General features: G+C 68.9%; 19 protein-coding genes and 2 tRNA genes. 16 read left to right on the top strand and 5 right to left on the bottom strand.

Annotation, left to right across the window (positions count from 1 at the left end):
• The first annotated feature begins 78 nt into the window (after positions 1-78).
• On the top strand, positions 79-1,221 hold the full coding sequence (locus ABZU99_RS22945; protein ID WP_355953408.1) for a PP2C family protein-serine/threonine phosphatase: 1,143 nt from the start codon (positions 79-81) through the stop codon (positions 1,219-1,221).
• Positions 1,222-1,575: 354 nt separating this feature from the next.
• Here ABZU99_RS22945 and ABZU99_RS22940 read toward each other — a convergent pair whose 3' ends face one another.
• On the bottom strand, positions 1,576-2,763 hold the full coding sequence (locus tag ABZU99_RS22940) for an acyltransferase family protein (protein ID WP_356046309.1): 1,188 nt from the start codon (positions 2,761-2,763) through the stop codon (positions 1,576-1,578).
• Between the two features lie 604 nt (positions 2,764-3,367).
• Between ABZU99_RS22940 and ABZU99_RS22935 the strand changes: the two genes are divergently transcribed.
• Positions 3,368-3,562: a hypothetical protein gene (locus tag ABZU99_RS22935; RefSeq protein WP_355953413.1), complete on the top strand. Its 195-nt coding sequence runs from the start codon at positions 3,368-3,370 to the stop codon at positions 3,560-3,562.
• An 85-nt stretch (positions 3,563-3,647) separates the two neighbouring features.
• Here the strand turns inward: ABZU99_RS22935 and ABZU99_RS22930 are convergent.
• Positions 3,648-3,721, bottom strand: a tRNA-Gly gene (locus tag ABZU99_RS22930).
• A gap of 181 nt (positions 3,722-3,902) precedes the next feature.
• Here ABZU99_RS22930 and ABZU99_RS22925 point away from each other — a divergent pair.
• The 5 genes from ABZU99_RS22925 (at position 3,903) to clpX (ending at position 8,627) form a co-directional block, all read left to right on the top strand.
• Positions 3,903-3,979, top strand: a tRNA-Pro gene (locus tag ABZU99_RS22925).
• A 153-nt stretch (positions 3,980-4,132) separates the two neighbouring features.
• Entirely contained in the window at positions 4,133-5,551 is a 1,419-nt protein-coding gene (gene tig, locus ABZU99_RS22920; protein ID WP_355953416.1) for a trigger factor, read from the top strand.
• Between the two features lie 288 nt (positions 5,552-5,839).
• Positions 5,840-6,442 (top strand): ATP-dependent Clp protease proteolytic subunit, encoded by a 603-nt coding sequence (locus ABZU99_RS22915; RefSeq protein WP_355953454.1) that lies wholly within the window; start codon positions 5,840-5,842, stop codon positions 6,440-6,442.
• A 61-nt stretch (positions 6,443-6,503) separates the two neighbouring features.
• The gene (locus ABZU99_RS22910; RefSeq protein ID WP_355848377.1) at positions 6,504-7,160 is read left to right on the top strand and encodes an ATP-dependent Clp protease proteolytic subunit; all 657 of its coding nucleotides are present in this window, start codon (positions 6,504-6,506) and stop codon (positions 7,158-7,160) included.
• Between the two features lie 180 nt (positions 7,161-7,340).
• Positions 7,341-8,627, top strand: a complete 1,287-nt coding sequence (gene clpX / locus ABZU99_RS22905; RefSeq protein ID WP_355953417.1) for an ATP-dependent Clp protease ATP-binding subunit ClpX — start codon at positions 7,341-7,343, stop codon at positions 8,625-8,627.
• An 89-nt stretch (positions 8,628-8,716) separates the two neighbouring features.
• Here the strand turns inward: clpX and ABZU99_RS22900 are convergent, their stop codons facing one another.
• The 3 genes from ABZU99_RS22900 to ABZU99_RS22890 are packed head-to-tail and all read right to left on the bottom strand — an operon-like array spanning position 8,717 to position 11,642.
• Entirely contained in the window at positions 8,717-9,565 is an 849-nt protein-coding gene (locus ABZU99_RS22900; protein WP_356046308.1) for a hypothetical protein, read from the bottom strand.
• A gap of 58 nt (positions 9,566-9,623) precedes the next feature.
• Positions 9,624-10,655 carry a hypothetical protein gene (locus ABZU99_RS22895; RefSeq protein WP_356046307.1) on the bottom strand — a complete coding sequence of 344 codons (1,032 nt, stop codon included), beginning with the start codon at positions 10,653-10,655 and terminating at the stop codon, positions 9,624-9,626.
• A gap of 51 nt (positions 10,656-10,706) precedes the next feature.
• Complete coding sequence (locus tag ABZU99_RS22890; protein WP_355953425.1) at positions 10,707-11,642, bottom strand: hypothetical protein; 936 nt, start codon at positions 11,640-11,642, stop codon at positions 10,707-10,709.
• A 120-nt stretch (positions 11,643-11,762) separates the two neighbouring features.
• On the opposite strand from ABZU99_RS22890, the gene ABZU99_RS22885 reads away from it, so the two are divergent.
• The 9 genes from ABZU99_RS22885 (at position 11,763) to mrdA (ending at position 23,839) form a co-directional block, all read left to right on the top strand.
• Positions 11,763-14,396, top strand: coding sequence for a valine--tRNA ligase (locus tag ABZU99_RS22885; protein ID WP_355953428.1), 2,634 nt, complete (start codon positions 11,763-11,765; stop codon positions 14,394-14,396).
• A 151-nt stretch (positions 14,397-14,547) separates the two neighbouring features.
• The gene (locus tag ABZU99_RS22880; protein WP_355953431.1) at positions 14,548-16,002 is read left to right on the top strand and encodes a penicillin-binding transpeptidase domain-containing protein; all 1,455 of its coding nucleotides are present in this window, start codon (positions 14,548-14,550) and stop codon (positions 16,000-16,002) included.
• Between the two features lie 99 nt (positions 16,003-16,101).
• Positions 16,102-17,616, top strand: coding sequence for a folylpolyglutamate synthase/dihydrofolate synthase family protein (locus ABZU99_RS22875; RefSeq protein WP_355953433.1), 1,515 nt, complete (start codon positions 16,102-16,104; stop codon positions 17,614-17,616).
• Between the two features lies 1 nt (position 17,617).
• Complete coding sequence (locus ABZU99_RS22870; RefSeq protein WP_355953435.1) at positions 17,618-17,971, top strand: DUF4233 domain-containing protein; 354 nt, start codon at positions 17,618-17,620, stop codon at positions 17,969-17,971.
• Positions 17,972-18,046: 75 nt separating this feature from the next.
• A complete protein-coding gene (ndk, locus tag ABZU99_RS22865) occupies positions 18,047-18,460 on the top strand; it encodes a nucleoside-diphosphate kinase (RefSeq protein WP_355953438.1) in 414 nt (137 codons plus the stop codon).
• Positions 18,461-18,770: 310 nt separating this feature from the next.
• On the top strand, positions 18,771-19,790 hold the full coding sequence (locus tag ABZU99_RS22860) for a rod shape-determining protein (RefSeq protein ID WP_355953457.1): 1,020 nt from the start codon (positions 18,771-18,773) through the stop codon (positions 19,788-19,790).
• A 144-nt stretch (positions 19,791-19,934) separates the two neighbouring features.
• Positions 19,935-20,933, top strand: coding sequence for a rod shape-determining protein MreC (gene mreC, locus ABZU99_RS22855; RefSeq protein ID WP_355953441.1), 999 nt, complete (start codon positions 19,935-19,937; stop codon positions 20,931-20,933).
• 7 nt (positions 20,934-20,940) lie between these two features.
• Positions 20,941-21,654, top strand: coding sequence for a rod shape-determining protein MreD (gene mreD, locus ABZU99_RS22850; protein WP_355953460.1), 714 nt, complete (start codon positions 20,941-20,943; stop codon positions 21,652-21,654).
• 43 nt (positions 21,655-21,697) lie between these two features.
• Positions 21,698-23,839, top strand: a complete 2,142-nt coding sequence (mrdA, locus tag ABZU99_RS22845) for a penicillin-binding protein 2 (RefSeq protein WP_355953443.1) — start codon at positions 21,698-21,700, stop codon at positions 23,837-23,839.
• The last annotated feature ends 201 nt before the right edge of the window (positions 23,840-24,040 follow it).

Here is a 24,040-nt window from a genome sequence, read left to right as displayed (position 1 = left end):
GATTGCCCCCCTTGGCTGGGTGGTTCAACGCGCCACGAATCGACGCGCGTCCGAACGGGTGGGTAGGGTCCCGATGCAATGACTGGCGGCGCGGACACTCCGATGGCCCGGATGCGCAAGGCTCTGCACCGGGCTCGCACAGGCGTGCGCAAAGCCGGAGTCGACTACTTCCGCGGCGAGGGCTCCGACCGGCTCGCCCTCACCGCACTCCTCCTCGGCGTCCCCGCCATCGCCTGCGGCACCATCGCCATGCCCGACTGGTGCGCCCCCTCCGCCCTCGTCCTGCCCATCGTCGCTGGCGGGCTGCTGCTGCGCCCCGCCAGCCTGCTCGCCCTGTACGCGGCCGCCGCCAGCGCCCTCATCGTGGAATCCGCCGTCCTCGGCCCCTACACCGAGGAGGACGCCTCCTCCCGCGTCACCCCCGGCACCATCCTGGTCGTCGCCGCCGTCGGCTTCTTCGGCCTGCTGATCGCCCAGTTCCGCAGCCGGGTCGGCGTGCCGTGGCGGCGCGGCGGCACCATGCTCTTCGACCTGCGCGAGCGCATCCGCGTCCAGAGCAAGCTGCCCGGCCTGCCGCGCGGCTGGCACCGGGAGATGGCCCTGCGCCCGGCCGGCGGACAGTCCTTCTCCGGCGACTTCGTCGTCGCCGCCCGCACCGGCGGCGGCCGCACCCTCGAAGTCGTCCTCACCGACGTCTCCGGCAAGGGCATGGACGCCGCCTCCCGCGCCCTGCTCCTCTCCGGCGCCTTCGGCGGCCTCCTCGGCTCCCTGCCCCCGCACGGCTTCCTCCCCGCCGCCAACGGCTATCTCCTCCGCCAGGACTGGGACGAGGGCTTCGCCACCTCCGTCCATCTCGTCCTCGACCTCGACAGCGGCGACTTCGAGCTCTTCTCCGCCGGACATCTGCCCGCGCTCCAGCTGAGCGCGGGCACCGGCAAGTGGGAGGAGAAGTCCGCCGACGGCCCGCTCCTCGGCGTCTACGACGGCGCCCAGTTCGACCCCACCAAGGGCACACTGCGCCCCGGCGACGTCCTGATGCTCTTCACCGACGGCCTCGTCGAAACCGCCGACCGCGACATCAGCGAAGGCATCGACCGCCTGACGGGCGAGGCCGACCGCTACGTCGCCTCCGGCTTCCACGGCGCGGCCTGGCACCTGATCGAAACGGTGGCGAAGGACGTCAACGACGACCGAGCGCTGCTGCTGATCTGCCGCCAGTAGTACGGGGGTTCCCAGCGAACAGGTGACCGGGCCACGGCCGCCGGCGCGCGTGAAGAGTGGGGCCGGGGCCACCGGCCCGGCGCCCGCCGACGAGACGGGAGGGGGCGGGGAAAGGGGGCTGACGCGGGGTCTGACGGGGGAGGGCCGGTACATCCCGCCGCCGATCCATGCGGGTTCGCGGGGGTCGCCGTGGCGCTCGGCCTCGTGGCGACGGCACTGCCCGCGCGGCCGGCACCGCGCCGGGAGACGCCCCGACGGGGCTGAGCGGCACCCGGCGCGCCCCCGAAACGGCAAAGGGCTGGGCCGTGCCGTGCCCGGTCCAGCCCCACGGCTCCTCGCCGCCTTGGCTCAGGCTCAGGCCGTCGTCGTACGGCTGCGGGCCTGTTCGGCGGGGTCCTTCTTGAAGGCCCACGCCATCTTCGGCTCCATCGCGAAGCGGAAGGCGCGCTGTACGGGGGAGGTGCACAGCACGGTCACCACGGAGGCGGCGATCACCGTCACCGTGATCTCGCCCAGCGGCTTGTGCAGCCACTGGTAGTCGTCGAACCAGCCCCAGAAGCGGGAGCCCTTGGCCAGGAAGCCGTGCAGCAGGTAGCCGTACAGCGTCCCGGCGCCCAGCGCGGTGAACCACATCTTCCGCCGCGGCACCCAGGAGAAGAAGCAGGCCACGAGCACCATCGAGCAGCCGAAGAGGGCGAGCGTCATCACGGGGCCGGTCCACGGCGGGGCGCCCAGCTCCTGGACGCTGTCCCGGTGGTAGAACCACGCCGAGCTCATCCGGGGCGCCGCCCAGTAGGCGAAGAGGAGGGCGCACAGACCGATCGGCACCGATGCGATCCGCACCTCGCGCCGCCGCATCAGCTGGAAGTGCTCGGGCTTCATGCACAGGCCGATCACGAAGAACGGCAGGAACTGGAGCAGCCGCTGCAGATCGAGGTCGTCGCCGATGTCGGGTGAGACGGACGCGAGCGTGGCGATCGCCAGCGACAGCGGGACTGGCCAGCGCACCAGCTTCCAGATGGGGGTGGACAGCCGCCATACGAAGAGCGCGACCAGGAACCAGGTGAGGTACCAGGGGTCGAGCAGGCTGAAGTCGTAGGTCGGATCGTCGTCCGCCCACCGCTTGAAGAAGGTGTACGCGACTTCGAAGAGCACGTACGGGACGGCGATGCCGGTGATCAGCCGCTTGAGCCGGTCCGGCCGCATGTCGAAGCTGCGCGAGAAGTAGCCGGAGATCAGGATGAAGGCCGGCATGTGGAAGGTGTACACGGTCATGTACAGCGCTTCCGCGGTCCGGCTGGTGTCGGTGAGCGGTTCCCAGGAGTGGGCCATCGCGACCAGCACGATCGCGAGGTACTTCGCGTTGTCGAAGAACGCGTCCCGCTGCTTGGGCTTCTGCCCGGCGGGGGCGCTGGGGGTGGGCGGGGCGGTGGCCCGGTGCCCTGCTTCTTCGTCCCGCGGTGTGGGGGCAGTGGGTTCCGCCTCCCGTGCCGGTGGGAGGGGGGACCGCTGATAACCGTGCGGGCGCAGGGAGTTGGTCACAGGCCCTCCCACCAGGAACTAGGGGAAAGTACGCGGGACCGCACTGCGCGTAGGGGAGTCATGGCAGCGTGGAACATCCAAGGCACGATAGCGCCGAAACCTGTATTCCGTAAAACCTCGTTCAGTTCTTTGCCGGTAATAGCTTCCGTGACTCGGCTGATGGTCCGCTCTTATGGAGTCGATAAAACGATCTCCGTGTCCTGCGAGTCGACTCATGCTGTCCGTTCTGTCATGTTTCATCCTACTTAAATGGTGCATATGCCCCGCAGGAGGCTCAAGCGGAATGTCTGATTCATTGATGCTTTGTCACCCCGTCGAGTGACCGCCGGACGAATTCCGAATTTCCGCACGGGCTATCGGATCGGGCTGGGATTTCGCCCTCGTGTCGCTCCGTGAATTGTGGCGGGCGTCACCCGCGCTGATTTGTGTGAAGTATTTCGGGGCGGGTACGGGCGGAGCGGATGTCGTGTGCACTGATGGCCGCAGGTCGCTCACCCTGCTGCTGTGCGGCGGGAGTTGGTGGCACGATGGAGCCGCGGGGGTGTGCGAGGTCGCGTGCTTCCGGGGCAGGCGAGACAGTGCGACCGAGGATGTGTGATCAGTTGTGGCCATTTCTCTGTCACTGGTGGTGCTCGTGGGCATCATCCTGGTGCTGATGATCCGCAACGGACAGATGAAGTGGGGGCCGGCTCTCGTCGCGGCACTCTTCGGCTTCCTGCTGGCCTCGTCCACCCTCGCACCGGACATTCAGCACTTTCTGGACTCGGTCGCGAACTCCATCAGTGACATAAAGTTCTGACCTTGGCCGTCCGGCCCGCTCCAAAGATGCGAAGAATGCGAACGGCCCGGCTCGGGGGAGTTCCCCGGGGCCGGGCCGGACGTCGTGGAGCGGGCGACGGGAATCGAACCCGCGTAGCCAGTTTGGAAGACTGGGGCTCTACCATTGAGCTACGCCCGCACGCGCCGCGAACATGGTGGAGGGCCGGTCACCCGGTCCCACACGCACAGGCATGATCGCCCGAGTCGCGGCACGGGATGCATCGTAGCGGGTCCCCACCGTTCCCCGCACACCCTTGCCCACCAGTCGAATAACCGGCAGCCGGGGCGTCCCCGGGCATGTACCCTACGTGTCGCACCGACGGGGTGTGGCGCAGCTTGGTAGCGCGTCCGCTTTGGGAGCGGAAGGTCGTCGGTTCGAATCCGGCCACCCCGACCATCATCAGCGGCAAGATCGCATTGTGGGGTCCGTCATGCGTGCGGTTACTATGCAAGCTGCGCGTCTGTGTCTTTTCTCCCGGACGCGATCCGCTGCACCGCAACAGCGCACCGCAGCAGAACACCACACGTCAGCCCCCAAGGAGACCGAACCGTGAAGAGCGCCGTGGAGAACCTGAACCCGACCCGGGTTCGGCTCACTGTCGAGGTGCCCTTCGAGGAGCTCAAGCCCAGCCTCGACGCGGCGTACAAGAAGATCAATCAGCAGGTCACGGTGCCTGGGTTCCGTAAGGGCAAGATCCCGGCCCGGGTCATCGACCAGCGCTTCGGCCGTGGCGCCGTGCTGGAGGAGGCCGTCAACGACGCGCTCCCGAAGTTCTACACCGACGCGGTCAACGAAGGTGAGCTGAACCCGCTCGGCCAGCCCGAGGTGGACATCACCGAGCTCAAGGACAACGAGTTGCTGGCGTTCACCGCCGAGGTGGACATCCGCCCGGCGATCGAGATCCCGGACTACTCCGGCATCGAGGTCACCGTCGACTCCGTCGAGGTCGCGGACGAGGACGTCGACAAGGCGGTGGAGCAGCTGCGCGAGCGCTTCGCCACCACCACCCCGGTCGAGCGCGCCGCCGCCGAGGGCGACATCGTGGTCATCGACCTGGAGGCCAAGGTCGAAGGCGAGGTGCTGGAGGACGGTGTCGCCGAGGGCGTCACCTACACCATCGGCTCCGGTGAGCTGCTCGAGGGCATCGACGAGGCCGTCACCGGCCTGGAGGCGGGTGGCTCCGCCACCTTCACCTCCGAGCTCAAGGGCGGCTCCGCCCAGGGCAAGGAGGCCGAGGTCTCGGTCAAGGTCTCCGAGGTCAAGGCCCGTGAGCTGCCCGAGCTGGACGACGACTTCGCCCAGATGGCCAGCGAGTTCGACACCCTCGAGGAGCTGCGCGCCGACAGCCGCCGGCGACTGGAGCAGTCGAAGAAGTTCGAGCAGGCCACCCAGGCCCAGGAGAAGGTGCTGGACGCCCTGCTGGAGCTGGTCGAGGTGCCGATCCCCGAGAAGCTCCTCGAGGACGAGATCCAGACCCGCAAGCACAACCTGGAGCACCACCAGCTCGAGCAGATGGGCCTGAACCTCGACTCGTACCTGCAGATGCAGGGCAAGACCGCCGAGGAGTTCGACGCCGAGCTCAAGGAGCAGGCCGAGAAGGGCATCCGGACCCAGTTCGTCCTCGACGAGCTGGTCAACAAGGAGAAGCTGTCCGTCGGCCAGGAGGAGCTCACCGAGCACCTGATGCGCCGTGCGCAGTCCTCCGGCATGAGCCCGGACCAGTTCGCCCAGGCCGTCGTCGAGGGTGGCCAGGTGCCGATGCTCGTCGGCGAGGTCGCCCGCGGCAAGGCGCTGGCCGTCGTGGTCGAGGCCGCCGCGGTCGTCGACGACAAGGGCCAGACCGTGGACCTGGACGACGAGGACGAGACCGCCGAGACGGTCGAGGCCACCGAGGAGCCCGCCGCGGCCGAGGCCGCCGCCGAGGAGCCCGCGGAGTCCGCGGACAAGCAGGAGAAGTCCGAGGGCTGATCCGCCGGCTCCCCCCGCCCGTACGAACGGGCCCGAACGTATGTACGCGTCCGGGCCCGTTCGTGTTCCGCGATGTCCCCGGTATGCCGGAACCTGCGCTCAGAGCGAACAGTTCCTGATGCGGGATGGCGCCCGCCGACCAGCGCGTTAGGGTCCGTAGATACGAGGGCAGGGGAGTCCCGCAAGCCCGCCGGGAGCGCACCGGCGGCCACGCTCCCGCGCCCAGAAGAAGACGCTGAGACGGCCAGTCGCCGTCAGAGACGAGCAGGTGGATACGTGACGAATACGATGCCTTCCGCCGCCGGCGAGCCGACCATCGGTGGCCTCGGCGACCAGGTCTACAACCGGCTGCTCGGTGAGCGGATCATCTTCCTCGGCCAGCCGGTCGACGACGACATCGCGAACAAGATCACGGCGCAGCTGCTCCTGCTCGCCGCCGATCCGGACAAGGACATCTACCTCTACATCAACTCCCCGGGCGGCTCGATCTCGGCCGGCATGGCGATCTACGACACCATGCAGTACATCCAGAACGACGTGGTCACCATCGCCATGGGCCTCGCGGCCTCGATGGGCCAGTTCCTGCTGAGCGCCGGCACCCCGGGCAAGCGGTTCGCGCTGCCGAACGCCGAGATCCTGATCCACCAGCCCTCCGCGGGCCTGGCGGGCTCGGCCTCGGACATCAAGATCCACGCCGAGCGGCTGCTGCACACCAAGAAGCGGATGGCGGAGCTGACCGCCTTCCACACCGGTCAGACGGTCGAGCAGATCACCCGCGACTCCGACCGCGACCGCTGGTTCTCCGCCGAGGAGGCCAAGGACTACGGTCTGGTCGACGACGTCATGCTGTCCGCCTCCAGCGTTCCGGGCGGGGGCGGCACTGGGGCCTGAGTCCCGCCGTCCCGTAGCCGACCTCCAGCCCTCAGATCGCCACAGGATGGTGAAGACCCAGATGAACACCTTTTCCGGCAGCGGCCAGTACACCGGCCCGATGGCCGAGTCCCGCTATGTCGTCCCGCGCTTCGTCGAGCGCACCTCCCAGGGCATCCGCGAGTACGACCCGTACGCGAAGCTCTTCGAAGAGCGAGTGATCTTCCTGGGCGTCCAGATCGACGACGCGTCGGCCAATGACGTCATGGCGCAGCTGCTGTGCCTGGAGTCGATGGACCCCGACCGCGACATTTCGGTCTACATCAACTCGCCCGGCGGCTCGTTCACGGCGCTGACCGCCATCTACGACACGATGCAGTTCGTGAAGCCCGACATCCAGACGGTGTGCATGGGCCAGGCGGCGTCCGCCGCGGCCGTCCTGCTCGCCGCCGGGACGCCCGGCAAGCGGATGGCGCTGCCCAACGCCCGCATCCTGATCCACCAGCCGTACAGCGAGACCGGTCGCGGCCAGGTCTCCGATCTGGAGATCGCGGCCAACGAGATTCTGCGGATGCGCTCGCAGCTCGAGGAGATGCTGGCCAAGCACTCCACCACGCCGATCGAGAAGATCCGTGACGACATCGAGCGGGACAAGATCCTGACCGCCGAGGAGTCGCTGTCGTACGGTCTTATCGATCAGATCGTCTCCACCCGTAAGACCTCGGTCGGCCTCGGCTGAGCGCCGGTTGACATGGCCCCCCATGGATCGAGTCGGTCCAAGGGGGGCCCGAACCGGGGGCCCGGCAAGGTACCGTCATAGAGGGCTGGGGGCCGGCCCCCGGAGACAGACGCAGAAAGCGCAGCGCAAGCACCCGGATCCGCGGAGCAAAGCGGATCCAAGGCGAAGGGGAAGCACCTCGTGGCACGCATCGGTGACGGCGGCGACCTGCTCAAGTGCTCGTTCTGCGGAAAGAGCCAGAAGCAGGTGAAGAAGCTCATCGCGGGCCCGGGTGTGTACATCTGCGATGAGTGCATCGATCTCTGTAACGAGATCATCGAGGAAGAGCTCGCCGAGACCTCCGAGGTGCGCTGGGAGGAACTTCCCAAGCCGCGTGAGATCTATGAGTTCCTCGAGGGCTATGTGGTCGGCCAGGAGGCTGCCAAGAAGTCGCTCTCCGTCGCCGTCTACAACCACTACAAGCGGGTCCAGGCGGGCGAGAACGGCGGCCACAGCCGCGACGACGGCATCGAGTTGGCGAAGTCCAACATTCTGCTGCTCGGCCCGACCGGCTCCGGCAAGACGCTGCTGGCGCAGACTCTCGCCCGGATGCTCAACGTCCCCTTCGCCATCGCCGACGCGACCGCGCTCACCGAGGCGGGCTATGTCGGCGAGGACGTGGAGAACATCCTCCTCAAGCTGATCCAGGCCGCCGACTACGACGTCAAGAAGGCCGAGACGGGCATCATCTACATCGACGAGATCGACAAGGTGGCCCGCAAGAGCGAGAACCCCTCGATCACCCGTGATGTCTCCGGTGAGGGCGTCCAGCAGGCGCTGCTGAAGATCCTGGAGGGGACCACGGCGTCGGTGCCGCCGCAGGGCGGCCGCAAACACCCGCACCAGGAGTTCATCCAGATCGACACGACGAACGTGCTGTTCATCGTGGGCGGTGCCTTCGCCGGTCTGGAGAAGATCATCGAGTCGCGGGCGGGTGCCAAGGGCATCGGCTTCGGCGCCACGATCCGCTCCAAGCGCGAGATCGAGGCCAGCGACCAGTTCCAGGAGGTCATGCCCGAGGACCTGGTGAAGTTCGGGATGATTCCGGAGTTCATCGGCCGGCTCCCGGTCATCACCTCCGTCCACAACCTGGACCGCGAGGCGCTGCTGCAGATCCTGGTCGAGCCGCGGAACGCACTGGTCAAGCAGTACCAGCGGCTGTTCGAACTCGACGGTGTGGAGCTGGACTTCGACCGTCCGGCCCTGGAGGCCATCGCCGACCAGGCGATTCTGCGCGGCACCGGGGCGCGCGGCCTGCGCGCCATCATCGAAGAGGTGCTGATGTCGGCAATGTACGAGGTACCGTCCCGCAAGGACGTGGCCCGGGTCGTCATCACCGAGGACGTCGTCCATTCGAACGTCAACCCGACGCTTGTGCCGCGCACCCGTGGCACCGAGCCGGGCGAGCGTCACGAGAAGAGCGCGTAGGCGCCCCGCACAGCGCATACGAAGAGGGCCCCGGCATCCGGGGCCCTCTTCGTGTCGTACGCGCCCTGTGGCGCCGTGGGAGGTCTTGCTCAGGCGGGCTTGCGGGCGTCCTTGTAGATGCCCGCGGTCACCTTGGCGAAGGCTTCCATGTCGGCGTCCGATGCGGTGGTGTGCTCCGCGTTGACGTCCAGCACCATCGCCGCGTCCGTCTTCTCCGCCCAGGTGCAGGCGGGGGCGTAGATCCGGTCGTAGAGCTTCACGACCTCACACTCCACCGCCGGGCCGTCGGCGCCATTGGGCTGGAACCGCTTGCGCTTCTGCTCGACGGTGGGGGAGCCCTCACCGCCCTCGAACCCCTTGAACATCTCGTCCTGGACCTTCTCGGGGTCGCTGATCTCCCCGTACATGCCGGAGAAGGCGAGCCCCGAGTTCTCGTCATCGGACCGCTTGTACTGGGCCAGCACGGAGGTCGCGCCCTTCGGCATGCTCTCCTGCACGCTGGTGCCCTCGTTCTTGAGGTCGTCCGTGCCCTTGTCCAGGGTGTACGTGCCGTTGTCGAGCGTCTTGGGGGTGACGAGCTTCATCGCCTTGGGGCTGTCCTCACCACCGCTCAGGACGACGGCGCCGGTGACGATGGCACCGGCCACCACGAACCCGGCCACCGTAATGGCGATGATCTTGGTCCGGTTCCCGCCCCCGCCGGCCGCGGGCGGCGCGGGGTACGGGGGCTGGCCGTAAGGGCCCGGCTGCTGCGGGTAGCCGTACCCCTGCTGGGGCTGCGCCTGCGGATAGCCGTAACCGGGCGGCTGGGCGTACGGATTGGGCTCCGCGGGCGGCTGCTGCCCTCCGCCGTACGGATTGGGCTGGGCGCCCCCGTACGGGCCGGGCCCGCTGCCGCCGTACGGGCCAGACGGCGGCGGTGGCTGGTTGTAGCTCATGGGTGGGGTCCCCCTCCGGGCATTTCGGTACGGCCTGCGAACTGAACGGCAGGGGCCGCTACTTGGCTATCTCCACGCGGCTGTCCTTGCGGACCTTCGCGGTGAGTTCCCCGGCCTCGTCCAGGGACGGGCCCTTGCCCGCCATGGCCAGCGCCCGGTCGCTGCTGATGACGTAGGCGACCGTGCTGTAGTCCCCCCACATGCAGAGCGGAACGGTGAAGCCGTTCTTGGGGATGCCGGGGGTGCCGCTCCCCTTCGAGGTGGGCGTGAACTTCATGTTCTGGCACTTCATCACGGCGTCGTCGAGTCCGTTCGGGGACACCTTCTCGGGGCTGCCCACGAGCTCGGCCTTGAGGATGCCGCTGTCGGAGGTGTCCTTCTCGGACTCCTGCGCGATCTTCGCGAAGGCGCCGTCGACGACCGTCTCGGGATCCTTCACCTCCCCGTAGACCCCTTGCATCTGCAGGTCCTTCTCGGTGAGACCCGAGCCCGACTTGTACTCGCCGGACACGCCCTTCGGGTTGGTCACCCCGAACTTCTCGAAGTCGTCGATCTGGTCCTGGTCGACACTGCCGCCGGAGCCCTCCTTGGAGTACTCGCCGGCCACGGTCTGCGGAGTGGTGAGCTTGTAGCGCTTGCCGTCGTCGGCGATCTTGCCGCCGCCGTCGTCCCCGCCCGTGGCCACCAGGATGCCGCCGACGACCGCGGCCACCACGACCACCGCCCCGATCGCGATGGCCAGGGTCTTCTTGCTGCCGCCGCCCTGTCCCGGGCCCGGCTGGTAGGGGCCCGGCACGCCCGGCTGGCCGTACGGGGGCTGCTGGCCGTAGGGCTGCTGGCCGTAAGGGGCCGCGGGCTGACCGGGCTGACCGGGCTGACCGGGCTGACCGGGCTGACCGGGCTGGCCGTAGGGGCCCGGCTGCTGCGGGTAGCCGTACCCCGGCTGCGGCGGCTGGCCCTGCGGCGGCTGGCCGTAGGGGCCGGGCTGCTGCGGGTAGCCATAGCCGGGCTGGCCGGCGGCACAGCCCTGGCCATAGGGACCCGGCTGCTGGGGCTGCTGGCCGTAGGGGCCCGGCTGGTTGTAGCTCATGTTGTTCCCTCGTTAGACATATGTAGATCTGTCGCTGTTGCCCGTTTCGGGCTAGCCGCCGATCTCGACGCGCGCGTCCTTGCGCACCTTGGCCGCGACATCGGCGGCCTCCTTCAGGGACATGCCACCCCCGATGACAGCGGCCGCCGGGTCCGCCATCACGGTGACCCCCAGGGTGTTCTTATCGCCCCAGACGCATGCGGGAGCCTCCATGGATCCCTGATCCGAGGTGAACTTCAGCGTCTGGCACTTCAGGACGTCCCCGTCGAAGCCGTCCGGGGAGAACTCCTCCGGGCTGCCCTTGGCCTGGGCGGTGCCGTTGTCCTGCAGCGTCTTCACGATGACCGCCAGGGCAAGATCCGCGCCCCGCTCGGGGTCGGTCACCTCGCCCCAGACACCGGTGAACTTCAGCATCTCCTTGCCGGGAGTCTGGTAGTCGGCCGCCACCAGATGCGGATCCTTGACGACCGGGACCTGCTGGAGGTCCTTCTTGCCCGCCGCGGAAAGATCACCGTCGTCGGTGCCCGAACCCTGGCGCTGGTACTCCCCGGCGACCGTCTTCGGCGTCGTCAGCTTGTACGGGCCGCTGTCGCCGCCGAACAGCGCGAACGCTCCCACCGTCAGCGCGCCCACCACGACCAGCGCGCCGACTGCCCAACCGATCGTCCTGCCCTTGCCGCGGCCACCGCTGCCCGGCCCCGTCGACGGCGCGGGCGGCTGCTGGCCGCCGTAGTACTGAGGCCCCGGCGGCTGCTGCGGAGCCTGCGGCGGGCCGGGCGGCTGCTGGGGCCCGGGTGCCTGCGGCGGCCGGCCGTACGGGTTCGCGGGCCCGCCGTACGGGTTCGGCTGGGCGTACCCTCCCTGCGGCGGCTGCCCGTAGCCGGGCTGCTGCGCGTACGGATTCGGCACTGGCGGCTGACCGGCGCCGTACGGCCCCGGCTGTCCCCCATAGGGACCGGGTTGCGGCGGCGGCTGCTGATGGCTCATCGTGCCTCTCCTTGACGCGCATGACAGGTGCGCAACATCCTTCCCGACGCGCCCGGGTGCCTTTGCCCCGGGGCCACAACGGGTTCGTAACGGAGTGCCGCCGCCCTTTAGACTGCGGTCGTGACCGAGAACTCTTCGCAGCGCCCCGAGAGCGGGCCGAACAGCCACCCTGAACTGCCGACCCAGTACGCGCCGGCCGATGTGGAGGGGCAGCTGTACGAGCGCTGGGTAGAGCGCGGTTACTTCGAGGCGGACGCGAAGAGCGACAAAGAGCCCTACACCATCGTCATCCCCCCACCCAATGTGACCGGGTCACTCCACCTCGGCCATGCCTTCGAGCACACCATCATCGACGCGCTCACCCGGCGCAAGCGGATGCAGGGCTACGAGACGCTCTGGCAGCCCGGCATGGACCACGCCGGTATCGCCACGCAGAACGTGGTCGAGCGCGTGCTGGCCAAGGAAGGCGTCTCCCGACACGACCTGGGCCGCGAGGCGTTCGTCGAGCGGGTGTGGCAGTGGAAGGCCGAGTCCGGCGGGCAGATCTCCGGCCAGATGCGGCGCCTGGGCGACGGCGTCGCCTGGAACCGCGAGCGGTTCACCATGGACGAGGGGCTGTCCAAGGCCGTCCAGACCATCTTCAAGAAGCTCTACGAGGATGAGCTGATCTACCGCGCCGAGCGCATCATCAACTGGTGCCCGCGCTGCCTCACGGCCATCTCCGACATCGAGGTGGAGTACCAGGACGACGACGGCGAGCTCGTCTCGATCCGGTACGGCGAGGGCGACTCCTCGATCGTCGTGGCCACCACCCGCGCCGAGACGATGCTGGGCGACACCGCGGTCGCCGTCCACCCCGACGACGAGCGCTACCGCCATATGGTCGGCACCGAGATCGAGCTGCCGCTCACCGGCCGCCGTATCCCGGTCGTCGCCGACGAGCACGTGGACCCGGAGTTCGGCACCGGCGCGGTCAAGGTCACCCCGGCCCACGACCCGAACGACTTCGAGATCGGCCAGCGGCACGGCCTGCCGAACCTGAGCGTCATGGACGAGCACGCGGTCATCACCGCCCATGGCCCCTTCCAGGGCCTGGACCGGCTGGAGGCGCGCAGCGCCATCGTCGGCGCGCTGCGTGCCGAGGGCCGGATCATCGCCGAGAAGCGCCCGTACACCCACTCCGTGGGCCACTGCTCCCGCTGCCAGACGACCATCGAGCCGCGGCTGTCCATGCAGTGGTGGGTCAAGGTCGGCCCGCTGGCCAAGGCGGCGGGCGACGCGGTCCGCGACGGCCGGGTGAAGATCCACCCCGAGGACATGGCGAAGCGCTACTTCGACTGGGTCGACAACCTCCACGACTGGTGCATCTCGCGCCAGCTGTGGTGGGGCCACCGGATCCCGGTCTGGTACGGGCCGAACGGCGAGGTCGTGTGCGTCGGACCGGACGAGGAGCCGCCGAGCGGCGAGGGCTGGACCCAGGACAGCGATGTCCTGGACACCTGGTTCTCCTCCGGGCTGTGGCCGTTCTCCACGCTGGGCTGGCCCGAGCGGACCGAGAGCCTGGAGAAGTTCTATCCGAACTCCGTCCTGGTCACCGGTTACGACATCCTTTTCTTCTGGGTCGCCCGGATGATGATGTTCGGCCTGTACGCGATGGACGGCACCCCGCCGTTCCACACCATCGCCCTGCACGGCATGGTCCGTGACCAGTTCGGCAAGAAGATGTCCAAGTCCTTTGGGAACGCGGTCGATCCGCTGGACTGGATGGACACCTACGGCTCCGACGCCGTCCGCTTCACCCTGGCCAGGGGCGCCAACCCCGGCGTGGACGTCCCGATCGGGGAGGACTGGGTCCAGGCCTCCCGCAACTTCGCCAACAAGATCTGGAACGCGACGCGCTTCGCGCTGATGAACGGCGCGACCGTCGAGGGCGAACTGCCCGCGCCCGAGCGGCTTTCGGCGACCGACCGCTGGATCCTGTCCCGGCTGAACCAGGTCGTCGCGGACGTCGACGCGTACTACGACGACTACCAGTTCGCGAAGCTCTCGGACACGCTCTTCCACTTCGCCTGGGACGAGGTCTTCGACTGGTACGTCGAGCTGTCCAAGACAACGTTCCTCAAGGGCGGCGCGGAGGCCGACGCCTCGCGGCGCGTCCTCGGCGAGGTGCTGGATGTCACACTGCGGCTGCTCCACCCGGTGGTCCCGTTCGTCACCGAGAAGCTGTGGACCTCGCTGACCGGGCAGGAGTCGGTCGTCATCGCCAACTGGCCGAACGACAGCGGTTTCCGCGACGAGGCGGCCGAGCGGGAGATCGAGAACCTCCAGCAGGTGGTCACCGAGGTCCGCCGGTTCCGCGCCGACCAGGGGCTGCAGCCCGGCCAGCGGGTCCCGGCCCGGCTGGAGCTGTCCGGCACCTCGCTCGCCGCCCACGAGGACGCGATGCGCTCCCTGCTGCGCCTCCAGCCGGCCGGTGGGGGCTTCACCGCCACCGCCTCGCTGCCGGTCGCGGGCGCGACCGTGGCGCTCGACCTGTCCGGTGCGATCGACTTCGAGGCCGAGCGCAAGCGGCTGGCCAAGGATCTCGCCGCGGCCGAGAAGGACAAGGCGCAGACGACGGCCAAGCTGTCCAACGAGGGGTTCCTGGCCAAGGCGCCCGACCACGTCGTGGAGAAGATCCGTACCCGGCTGGCGACCGCCGAGGCCGACATCGCCCGGATCACCGCCCAGCTGGCGACCCTGCCCAAGGGCTGAGCCCTCGCTCACCAGGCGCCCCCCACCGGATGCCGGCGGGGGGCGCTTCGCGTGATATCTCACAATCGCCGCTCAGGAACGCCTCGCAGGAACCCAACCCTTCCTTCCGGGAGTTATCCGCCCGTACGTCCCGGAAGGAGCTCCACCCTCCATGAACAAGCCCCTGCGGAAAGCCTCCGTGTTCTCCCTGCTGCTCGTGCTGGCCCTGCTCATCTGGGTCACGTATGTCCAGGTGGGGAGAGCGAGCAGCCTCCGGGACAACCCGCACAACAGCCGGACGGCCATCTCCGAGTACGCGGGCCCGCTCGGCGACATCCTGGTCGGCGGCAAGCCCGTCACCGGCTCCGCCGCCACCACGGGCAATCTGAAGTACAAGCGGACGTACAGCGCCGGGAAGCTCTACGCACCGGTCACCGGCTACGCTTCGCAGTCGTACGGCTCCAATCAGCTCGAGGCCCTGAACCGGCAGGTTCTCGACGGCTCCGACAGCCGGCTGAAGAGCCCGCTCCAGGCGCTGACCCGGGAGCGGTCCAAGCCGGGCGACGTGGTCACCACGATCAGCCCGGCCGCCCAGAAGGCCGCCTACCGTGGGCTGGGGAAGAAGACCGGCGCGGCCGTGGCGCTCGACCCCAGGACGGGCGCGGTCCTCGCCCTGGCCAGCACGCCCTCCTACGACCCCGGGTCGATCTCGGGCTCCTCCACGGGCGACTCGAAGGCATGGAGCGCGCTGCAGAAGGACGAGAAGCAGCCGATGCTGAACCGGGCCCTGCGCCAGACCTATCCGCCGGGCTCGGCCTTCAAGGTGGTGGTCGCCGCCGCGGCGCTGGAGAACGGGCTGTACTCCTCGGTGGACGAGCCCACCAAGAGCCCCGATCCGTACCGGCTGCCGAACACGAGCACCGATATGCACAACGAGAACCGGTCGGCGCCGTGCCGTAACGCGACGATACGCACCGCCCTGCAGTACTCCTGCAACACGGTCTTCGCGAAGATGGCCGTGGACCTGGGCCAGTCCAAGGTGGCGGCGCAGGCCGAGAAGCTGGGCTTCGACGACTCCAGGCTGGACATTCCGGTGCGCGCCGCGAAGAGCCTGTACCCGCGCGGTATGGACAAGGCGCAGACGGCGCTGAGCGGTATGGGCCAGTTCGATGTGACCGCGACCCCGCTGCAGATGGCCATGGTCACCTCGGCCATCGCCGAGGACGGCAAGCTCATGACCCCGAACGAGGTGGACCGCACCACCGACGGCTCCGCGTCCGCGCTGGACCGCCCCGGGACGAAGACGTACGGCCAGGCGATGTCCAAGGACACCGCGACCGAGCTCCAGTCCGCGATGCGGACGGTGGTGGAGAAGGGCACCGGCACCAACGCGAGGATCCCCGGGGTGACGGTCGGCGGCAAGACCGGCACCGCACAGCACGGCGAGAAGAACGATGCCAACCCGTACGCCTGGTTCGTCAGTTACGCGGACGACGGCAGCGGCCACAAGGTCGCGGTCGCGGTGGTGGTCGAGGACAGCGACGCGGCGCGCGCCGACATCTCCGGCGGCGGCCTGGCGGCGCCGATCGCCAAGTCGGTGATGAAGGCCGCGCTGGCCGGCGAGTGAGCCGAAGTCGAACCGGGCCGCAGATACAACGAGACCTGGTCGTAACCCCCGCGATGGCGCTCACCCGGCTTGTCACCCCTCCCTCGTAGACTGGTCGGCGTGAGCGAGGAGCGTCCCCAAAACGAGTCCGACGGGTCCGACGAGTTCGAAGAGATCGTCGGAGCCGAGACCGACCGCGACCCCGATCTGGCGGTGATCGAGGCCGGCAGCCGGACGCTGCGCGCGCAGTCGGGGCCGCCGCAGGGGGACGGCATCCCGGCCCGGCCGGCCGACCCCGAGATGGACCGCGCCCTGCGCGAGGTGGAGACGGAGCTGGCCGGGCGCTGGCCCGAGACCAAGCTCGACCCCTCGTTGGTGCGGATCGAGTCGCTGATGGACATCCTCGGCTCGCCGCAGCGGGCCTACCCCTCGATCCACATCACCGGGACGAACGGCAAGACGAGCACCGCCCGCATGATCGAGTCGCTGCTGGGCGCCTTCGAGCTGCGCACCGGCCGCTATACGAGTCCGCATGTGCAGTCCATCACCGAGCGGATCAGCCTGGACGGGGCGCCGATCTCCGCCGAGCGGTTCATCGAGACGTATCAGGACATCCGGCCGTACATCGATATGGTCGACGGCCGGCAGGAGCACCGGCTGTCCTTCTTCGAGGTGCTCACCGGTATGGCGTACGCGGCCTTCGCGGACGCGCCGGTGGACATCGCGGTGGTCGAGGTGGGCATGGGCGGCTCCTGGGACGCCACCAATGTGATCGACGCGGGCGTCGCCGTGATCATGCCGATCTCCCTGGACCACACCGAGCGGCTCGGCACCACCCCGGAGCAGATCGCCACGGAGAAGGCCGGGATAGTCAAGCAGGACGCCACCGTGGTGCTCGCGCAGCAGCCGGTGGAGGCCGCCTCGGTGGTGCTCAAGCGCGCCGTCGAGGTGGACGCCACGGTTGCCCGCGAGGGCATGGAGTTCGGTGTGCTCTCCCGTGAACAGGCGGTCGGCGGTCAGCTGCTGACGCTGCGCGGCCTGGGTGGTGAGTACCCGGACATCTTCCTCCCGCTGTACGGCGCCCATCAGGCGCACAACGCGGCGGTGGCGCTGGCCGCCGTCGAGGCGTTCTTCGGGATCGGCACCGAGCACGCCCGCACGCTCGACATCGACACCGTCCGCTCCGCCTTCGCCTCCGTCACCTCGCCCGGCCGGATGGAGGTCGTGCGCCGCAGCCCCACCGTGGTGCTGGACGCCGCGCACAATCCGGCGGGCGCGCGGGCCGCGGCCGAGACCGTCGCCGAGGCGTTCGGCTTCAGCCGGCTGATCGGTGTGGTCGGGGCGAGCGACGACAAGGACGTACGCGGCCTTCTGGAGGCCTTCGAGCCGATCTTCGCCGAGGTCGTGGTGACCCGCAATTCCAGCCATCGCGCGATGGACCCGGACGCGCTGGCCGCGATCGCCGTCGAGGTCTTCGGCCCCGACCGGGTGCAGGTCGAGCCGCGGCTCGACGACGCCCTGGAGGAGGCGATCACCCTCGCGGAGGAAGAGGGTGAGTACTCCGGCGCGGGCGTGCTGGTGACCGGCTCGGTGATCACAGTCGGCGAGGCCCGGCTGCTTCTGGGAAAGGGCTGATATGCGAACGCTGTGCGCCTCCACTCTGATCGGCGAGTTCTTTGTGATCGGCTTTGCCGGGCTGGTCGCGATGAAGATGTCCGAGCTGTCGATGGGCACCGTCTGGACGGTCTGCGGCGTCGCCATGGCGCTGTGTGTGCTGCTGTGCGGCGCGCTGAGCCGTCCCGGGGCGGTGCGGATCGGCTGGGCCCTGCAGATCGGCCTGGTGCTGAGCGGCTTCATCGTGACGACCATGTTCTTCCTCGGCGTGGTCTTCGCCGCTCTGTGGTGGGCCTCCGTTCACTTCGGCCGCGAGGTCGACGAGGCGAAGGCGCGGTTCGCCGCGTCCTCCGCTCCCTCCGCTGACGCTGCGTAACGTGGATCACGTTCATCCATGTAGCCTCTGCGGCACAGCTTCACCCGCACGCCACTTCCCTAAGGAGCCCGCACCGTGAGCCAGCGCACGCTCGTCCTTCTCAAGCCCGACGCCGTACGACGCGGCTTGGTGGGCGAGATTCTGGGGCGGATCGAGAGGAAGGCGGGCTGGACGATCACCGCCCTTGAGCTGCGCGAGCTGGGCCCCGAGGTCCTGGAACAGCACTACGCCGAGCATGTCGGCAAGCCGTTCTATGAGCCGCTGGTGACGTTCATGGCCTCCGGTCCGGCCGTGGCGCTGGTCGTCGAGGGCGAGCGGGTGATCGAGGGCGTCCGTGCGCTGGCCGGGCCGACCGACCCGATCGCCGCGGCGCCCGGCTCCATCCGTGGCGATTTCGGCACCATCGTTCGGGAAAATCTCATCCATGCCTCGGACTCCGAAGAGTCCGCCGAACGGGAAATCAAGATTTTCTTTCCCGGTCTTGCCTGATCGTTCCTGATCTCGCCTGATCGTTCATCAGGTCGTCACACCCCTGTTGACCTGGGGGCGGTCGATTTTATCGGCCGCCTCTTGGCATATGCGGGCCGATCGAGGGAACGCATCTCCGCGACACGACGTCACCATTAGGTGGGGCGGGCTCGTGTTCCGCCGACAATGGCGGAGGACCCCCGCAGCGTGTTCGAGCGGGCGTGACTACGATGAAGCTTCCGCGCCTCGCAGCGCACTACACATCCCTGCCGACCTCAAGCAAGCAATCGCTCCAGTAGGGAAGGCCTGACGTATCCTCATGGGGAACAACATGTCGTTCATCGGCCGTGACATGGCTGTCGACCTCGGGACCGCCAACACGCTGGTGTACGTCAGGGGCCGCGGGATCGTCCTCAACGAGCCATCCGTCGTCGCCATCAACACCAACACCGGCGGAATTCTCGCCGTGGGCGCCGAGGCAAAGAAGATGATCGGCCGCACCCCTGGCAACATCGTCGCTGTGCGTCCGCTCAAGGACGGCGTTATCGCCGACTTCGAGATCACCGAGCGGATGCTGCGGTACTTCATCCTTAAGATCCATAAGCGCCGCTATCTCGCCCGCCCCCGTGTGGTCATCTGTGTTCCCTCCGGAATCACGGGGGTCGAGCGCCGCGCCGTCATCGAGGCGTCCACTCAGGCGGGCGCCCGCCAGGTGCACATCATCGAGGAGCCCATGGCCGCCGCCATCGGCTCCGGCCTCCCGGTCCACGAGGCCACCGGCAACATGGTCGTGGACATCGGCGGCGGCACCACCGAGGTCGCCGTCATCTCCCTGGGCGGCATCGTCACCGCCCAGTCCATCCGGGTGGCGGGCGATGAGCTGGACAACGCGATCATCCAGCACATCAAGAAGGAGTACAGCCTGCTTCTCGGTGAGCGCACCGCCGAGAACATCAAGATCACGATTGGCTCGGCGTTCGAGAACGGCGAGGAGGAGCACACCGAGATCCGCGGCCGCGACCTGGTCAGCGGGCTCCCCAAGACCGTCGTGATCTCCGCCGCCGAGGTCCGCAAGGCGATGGAGGAGCCGGTCAACTCCATTGTCGACGCGGTCAAGACGACCCTCGACAAGTGCCCGCCGGAGCTTTCCGGCGATGTCATGGACCGCGGCATCGTGCTCACCGGTGGCGGCGCGCTGCTGCGCGGCCTCGACGAGCGCCTGCGCCGCGAGACCGGCATGCCGATCCATATCGCCGAGGACCCGCTGGACTCGGTCGCGCTCGGCTCCGGCAAGTGCGTCGAGGAGTTCGAGGCGCTCCAGCAGGTGCTGGACGCCCAGCCCCGCAGATGACAATCCGGCGGATCCGCCGCACAGGTTGACGGCTGCTGCCCGTGCGGCGGAACGCTGATATACAGGCATAAGGCTCCCAGGACCGGTCGCACGCCATGAAACCGGGACCGGTCCGACTTCGACGAGGAAGGCACGTCGCCGCACGTGAGGGACACACGAGAGAGCCGGCTGCTCCTGGTGCTGCTGGTCGCCATCGCGTTCGCGCTGATCACGGTGGATATCCGCGGCGGCGAGGACTCGCCCCTCGACGGCGCCCGTCAGGCCGCCGCTTCCGTCTTCGGGCCGGTGGAGGACGGGGTCTCCTCCGCCGTCGATCCGGTCGGCAACGCGGTTGCCGCCGTACGGGACTCCGATGAGCGGCACAACCGGATCAGCGCCCTGGAACAGGAGAACGCCAAGCTCAAGCAGCGGCTCGGCAGCGACGACCGCAACCGCGCCCGCGCCGGTGAGCTCGACAAGCTGCTGAAGACAGCGGGCCGCGGCCAGTACGGCATCAAGGGCGCCGAGGTCATCGGCGTCGGCGCCGCCCAGGGCTTCTCCTGGACCGTCACCATCGACCTCGGCAGCAACGACGGCATCCGCCGCGACCAGACCGTCATCAACGGCGACGGACTGGTCGGCCGGGTCACCACCGTCGGCCCCTCGACCGCCACCGTGCTGCTCGCCATCGACCCGGACTTCACCGTGGGCACCCGGATGGAGAAGTCCAGCGAGCTCGGCTTCGCCACCGGCCGCGGCGACCGCTCGCTCCACGTACAGCTCCTCAATGGCAAGGCCAAGATCAAGAAGGGCGAGCGGCTCGTCACCTTCGGCTCCCAGGGTGACAAGCCGTTCGTTCCCGGCGTCCCGGTCGGCAAGGTGGTCCGCGTCGATCCCACCGGCGGTGACCTGACCCGCACGCTCCAGGTGCGCCCGTACGTCCAATTCAGCAAGCTGGACATCGTCGGGGTCGTCGTCCAGCCGCCGCGCACCAACCCGCGCGACACCGTGCTGCCGCCCAAGCCCGCGAAGCCCAAGCCCACGCCCACGGTCACCGTCACGGCCACGCCCTCCGGCACGGCCACGCCCTCCGGCACAGGCACGCCCTCCGGCACGGCCACGCCATCCGGCCCGTCCACGAGCCCGGCCCCCTACAGGAGCTGACCCGATGCTGCACCTCAACCGGATCGTCCTGTCGACCGTCCTCGTGGTCTTCGCCCTCGTCGTCCAGATCTGTGTGCTGGCCCGGCTGCAACTGCCCGGCGCCGTACCGGATCTGCTGCTGCTCGTCGTCCTCGGCCTCGCCCTCGTCTACGGCCACACGGGTGGCGCGCTCATCGGCTTCGGCGCCGGACTCCTCGCCGACCTCGCCCCGCCCGCCGACCACGCCGCCGGGCGCTATGCGCTGGTGCTGTGCGTCATCGGCTATCTGGCGGGGCTCGCCAAGCCGGAGACCGGCCAGCTCCGGTCGGCCACCGGGCCGATGCTCGTGGTCGTGGCCGCGGCCGTCGGAGCCACGCTGCTGTACGCGGGCGTCGGCATCCTCGTCGGCGACGACGCGGCCCGCCAGGTGGGCCTGGGCAAGCTGCTGTTCACCGCGGCCCTCTACGACCTGCTGCTGGCGCCCTTCACGGTGCCGCTCATCATGGGGCTGGCCAGACGGAGTGAGAACGATCCGATGGCCGACAGCGCCGGTGGCACCGGCGGCGAGAGCGCGTCCCGCTGGATCAGCGCGGCGGGCGGCGTCCGCACCGGCCGGACGAGCCGGATGAGCCGGCTTCGCCGCCCCGGCCGGACCGCCCGCATCGGCAGCCAGCGCGGTGGGCTGCTGTCGAAGGCGGGCAAGAGCAAGTCGGGACGGATCAAGGGGGTCAAGCGCCTGTGATGCCGCCATCTCCCGCCACGGCCCCCGAGGGAGGCTGCGCGCCATGAGCAATATCCCGGAGACCGGACGGACTCCGCGGGTCACCGTCCGCCTTGTCGCCATCCAGATCCTGGCCTTCTCGCTGCTGCTGACCCTCGGCGGCCGGCTGTGGTTCCTCCAGATCCGCAACGGCGACGAGTACACCGCCGAAGCCGCCAACAACCATGTCCAGCAGGTCGTCCACCCCGCCGTGCGCGGTTCGATAGTGGATGCCCGTGGGGTGCCGCTCGCCGACAACGAGACCCGTCTCGTGGTCTCCGCCAGCCGCACCGCCCTGATGAAGGAGCCGGACGACGGCAAGGCCGTCCTCACCCGGCTGGCGGGCGTGCTCCGGATGAAGCCCAAGGACGTCATGGACAAGGTCCGGCTGTGCGACGCCAAGACCCCCCAGCCCTGCTGGAACGGTTCCCCGTACCAGCCCATCCCGATCACGGATGAGGCCAGCGCCAAGCAGGCGCTCCAGATCCGCGAGCGGGAAGAGGACTTCCCCGGGATCAGCGCGGAGCCCACCGCCGTGCGCCGCTACGCCGCGCCCGCGGGCTCCAACGCCGCCCAGGTGCTGGGCTATCTCTCGCCGGTCACCGACGAGCAGATCAAGAAGGCCGAGCACACCAAGTCGCCCCTGCTCCGCTCCGACCAGGTCGGCAGCAACGGCCTTGAGCACCAGTACGACACCCAGCTGCGCGGCAAGGCGGGCGTCACCCGCTACGAGGTCGACAACCTCGGCCGGGTCATCGGCCAGCGGGAGAGCCAGCGGGCCCGCCCCGGGGACAACGTGGTCACCAGCATCGACTCCCGCGTCCAGGCGGTCGCGGAGAAGGAGCTGGACCAGGCGATGAAGGACGCCCGGAAGCAGTTCGACAAGAACACCGGCCGGAACTACAAGGCCGACTCGGGCGCGGTCGTGGTCATGGAGGCCAAGACCGGCCGGGTCGTGGCCATGGCCTCCAACCCGGCGTACGACCCCAATGCCTGGGTCGGCGGCATCTCCGGCAAGGACTACAGGAAGCTCACGGGCAAGGACAGCAACTACCCGTTGCTGAACCGGGCCATCCAGGGCCAGGCGGCCCCCGGCTCGATCTTCAAGGTGATCCCCACGACCGCCGCGGTCAACGCCGGATACGGCTTCGCCGGGCCCTACGCCTGCACCAGCTCCTTCAGTATCGGTGGCCAGGTCTTCAAGAACTTCGAGTCCCAGAACCACGGCGGGATCAGCCTCGGCCGCGCGCTGGAGGTCTCCTGCGACACCGTCTTCTACCGCCTCGCCTACGACGAGTGGAAGAAGGACGGCGGCAACAAGCCCAAGAAGAAGCCGGGGGACTGGTTCTACAAGACCGCCCACCAGTTCGGCCTCGGCAAGGAGACCGGCATCGACCTCCCCAACGAGGTCACCGGCCGGGTCCCCGACCGCCAGTGGAAGAAGGACTACTGGAAGGCCAACAAGGACGCCTGGTGCAAGAGCGCCAAGAAGGACGGGAACTACGGCCAGCGGCTCGCCTACGAGAACTGCCTCGAAGGCATGAAGATGCGCGCCGGTGACTCCGTCAACTTCTCCATCGGCCAGGGCGACACCCTGGTCACCCCGATCCAGATGGCCAGCATCTACGCGGCCATCAGCAACGGCGGCACGCTCCACAACCCGTCCGTCGGCAAGGCGATCGTCAGCCCCGACGGCAAACATGTCCGGGAGATCAAGCCAAAGTCCCACGGCAAGCTGCCGATGAACGCCCGGACGCAACAGCAGATCGACAGCGCGCTCGCGGGCGTCGCGACCCGGGGCACCGCCGCCTGGCGGTTCCAGGGCTGGCCGCAGGACAAGATCCCGATGCACGCCAAGACGGGTACCGCGGAGGTCTACGGCAAGCAGACCACCTCGTGGTTCGCCACGTACACCAAGGACTACTCGATCGTCATGACGATCTCCCAGGGCGGCACCGGCTCCGGCGCCTCCGGCCCCGCCGTGCGCAAGATCTACAACGCGCTGTACGGGGTGGACGCCAAGGGCGGCATCGACAAGCGCAAGGCGCTGCTGCCCCAGCCTCAGGCGAGCCTCCCCAGGATCGACCCCGACGGCTCCATCGAGGCCCAGCCGCTGGGCAAGCAGTTCGAGCGGGCGGCCCGGGAAGCGAAGAGGAGGCCGCAGTGAGTGACGCGGGTGCGGCCGCCGGGCCGCAGGTGACATCGGAGGCGGCACCTGTGCGCCGCGCGGGCGGAGAAGCGAACGGGAGGTCGCTGTGAGTGGCGTGTGTGCGGCCGCCGGGCCGCAGGTGACGTCGGAGGCGGCACCTGTGGGCCGCGCGGGCGGAGAAGCGAACGGGAGGTCGCTGTGAGTGGCGTGCGTGCGGCC

Source organism: Streptomyces sp. NPDC005266 (genome assembly GCF_040607655.1).
Lineage (GTDB): Bacteria > Actinomycetota > Actinomycetes > Streptomycetales > Streptomycetaceae > Streptomyces.
This window is presented reverse-complemented; position numbering and strand designations above follow the sequence as displayed.

Bases quoted from the DNA above. Each gene is read 5' to 3' on its own strand.
- ABZU99_RS22860 (WP_355953457.1), top strand. From the start codon at position 18,771: ATGTCGTTCATCGGCCGTGACATGGCTGTCGACCTCGGGACCGCCAAC.
- ABZU99_RS22910 (WP_355848377.1), top strand. From the start codon at position 6,504: ATGAACACCTTTTCCGGCAGCGGCCAGTACACCGGCCCGATGGCCGAG.
- ABZU99_RS22890 (WP_355953425.1), bottom strand. From the start codon at position 11,642: ATGAGCCATCAGCAGCCGCCGCCGCAACCCGGTCCCTATGGGGGACAG.
- mrdA (WP_355953443.1), top strand. From the start codon at position 21,698: ATGAGCAATATCCCGGAGACCGGACGGACTCCGCGGGTCACCGTCCGC.
- ABZU99_RS22895 (WP_356046307.1), bottom strand. From the start codon at position 10,655: ATGAGCTACAACCAGCCGGGCCCCTACGGCCAGCAGCCCCAGCAGCCG.
- ABZU99_RS22915 (WP_355953454.1), top strand. From the start codon at position 5,840: ATGCCTTCCGCCGCCGGCGAGCCGACCATCGGTGGCCTCGGCGACCAG.
- ABZU99_RS22870 (WP_355953435.1), top strand. From the start codon at position 17,618: ATGCGAACGCTGTGCGCCTCCACTCTGATCGGCGAGTTCTTTGTGATC.
- ABZU99_RS22945 (WP_355953408.1), top strand. From the start codon at position 79: ATGACTGGCGGCGCGGACACTCCGATGGCCCGGATGCGCAAGGCTCTG.
- ABZU99_RS22880 (WP_355953431.1), top strand. From the start codon at position 14,548: ATGAACAAGCCCCTGCGGAAAGCCTCCGTGTTCTCCCTGCTGCTCGTG.
- ABZU99_RS22900 (WP_356046308.1), bottom strand. From the start codon at position 9,565: ATGAGCTACAACCAGCCACCGCCGCCGTCTGGCCCGTACGGCGGCAGC.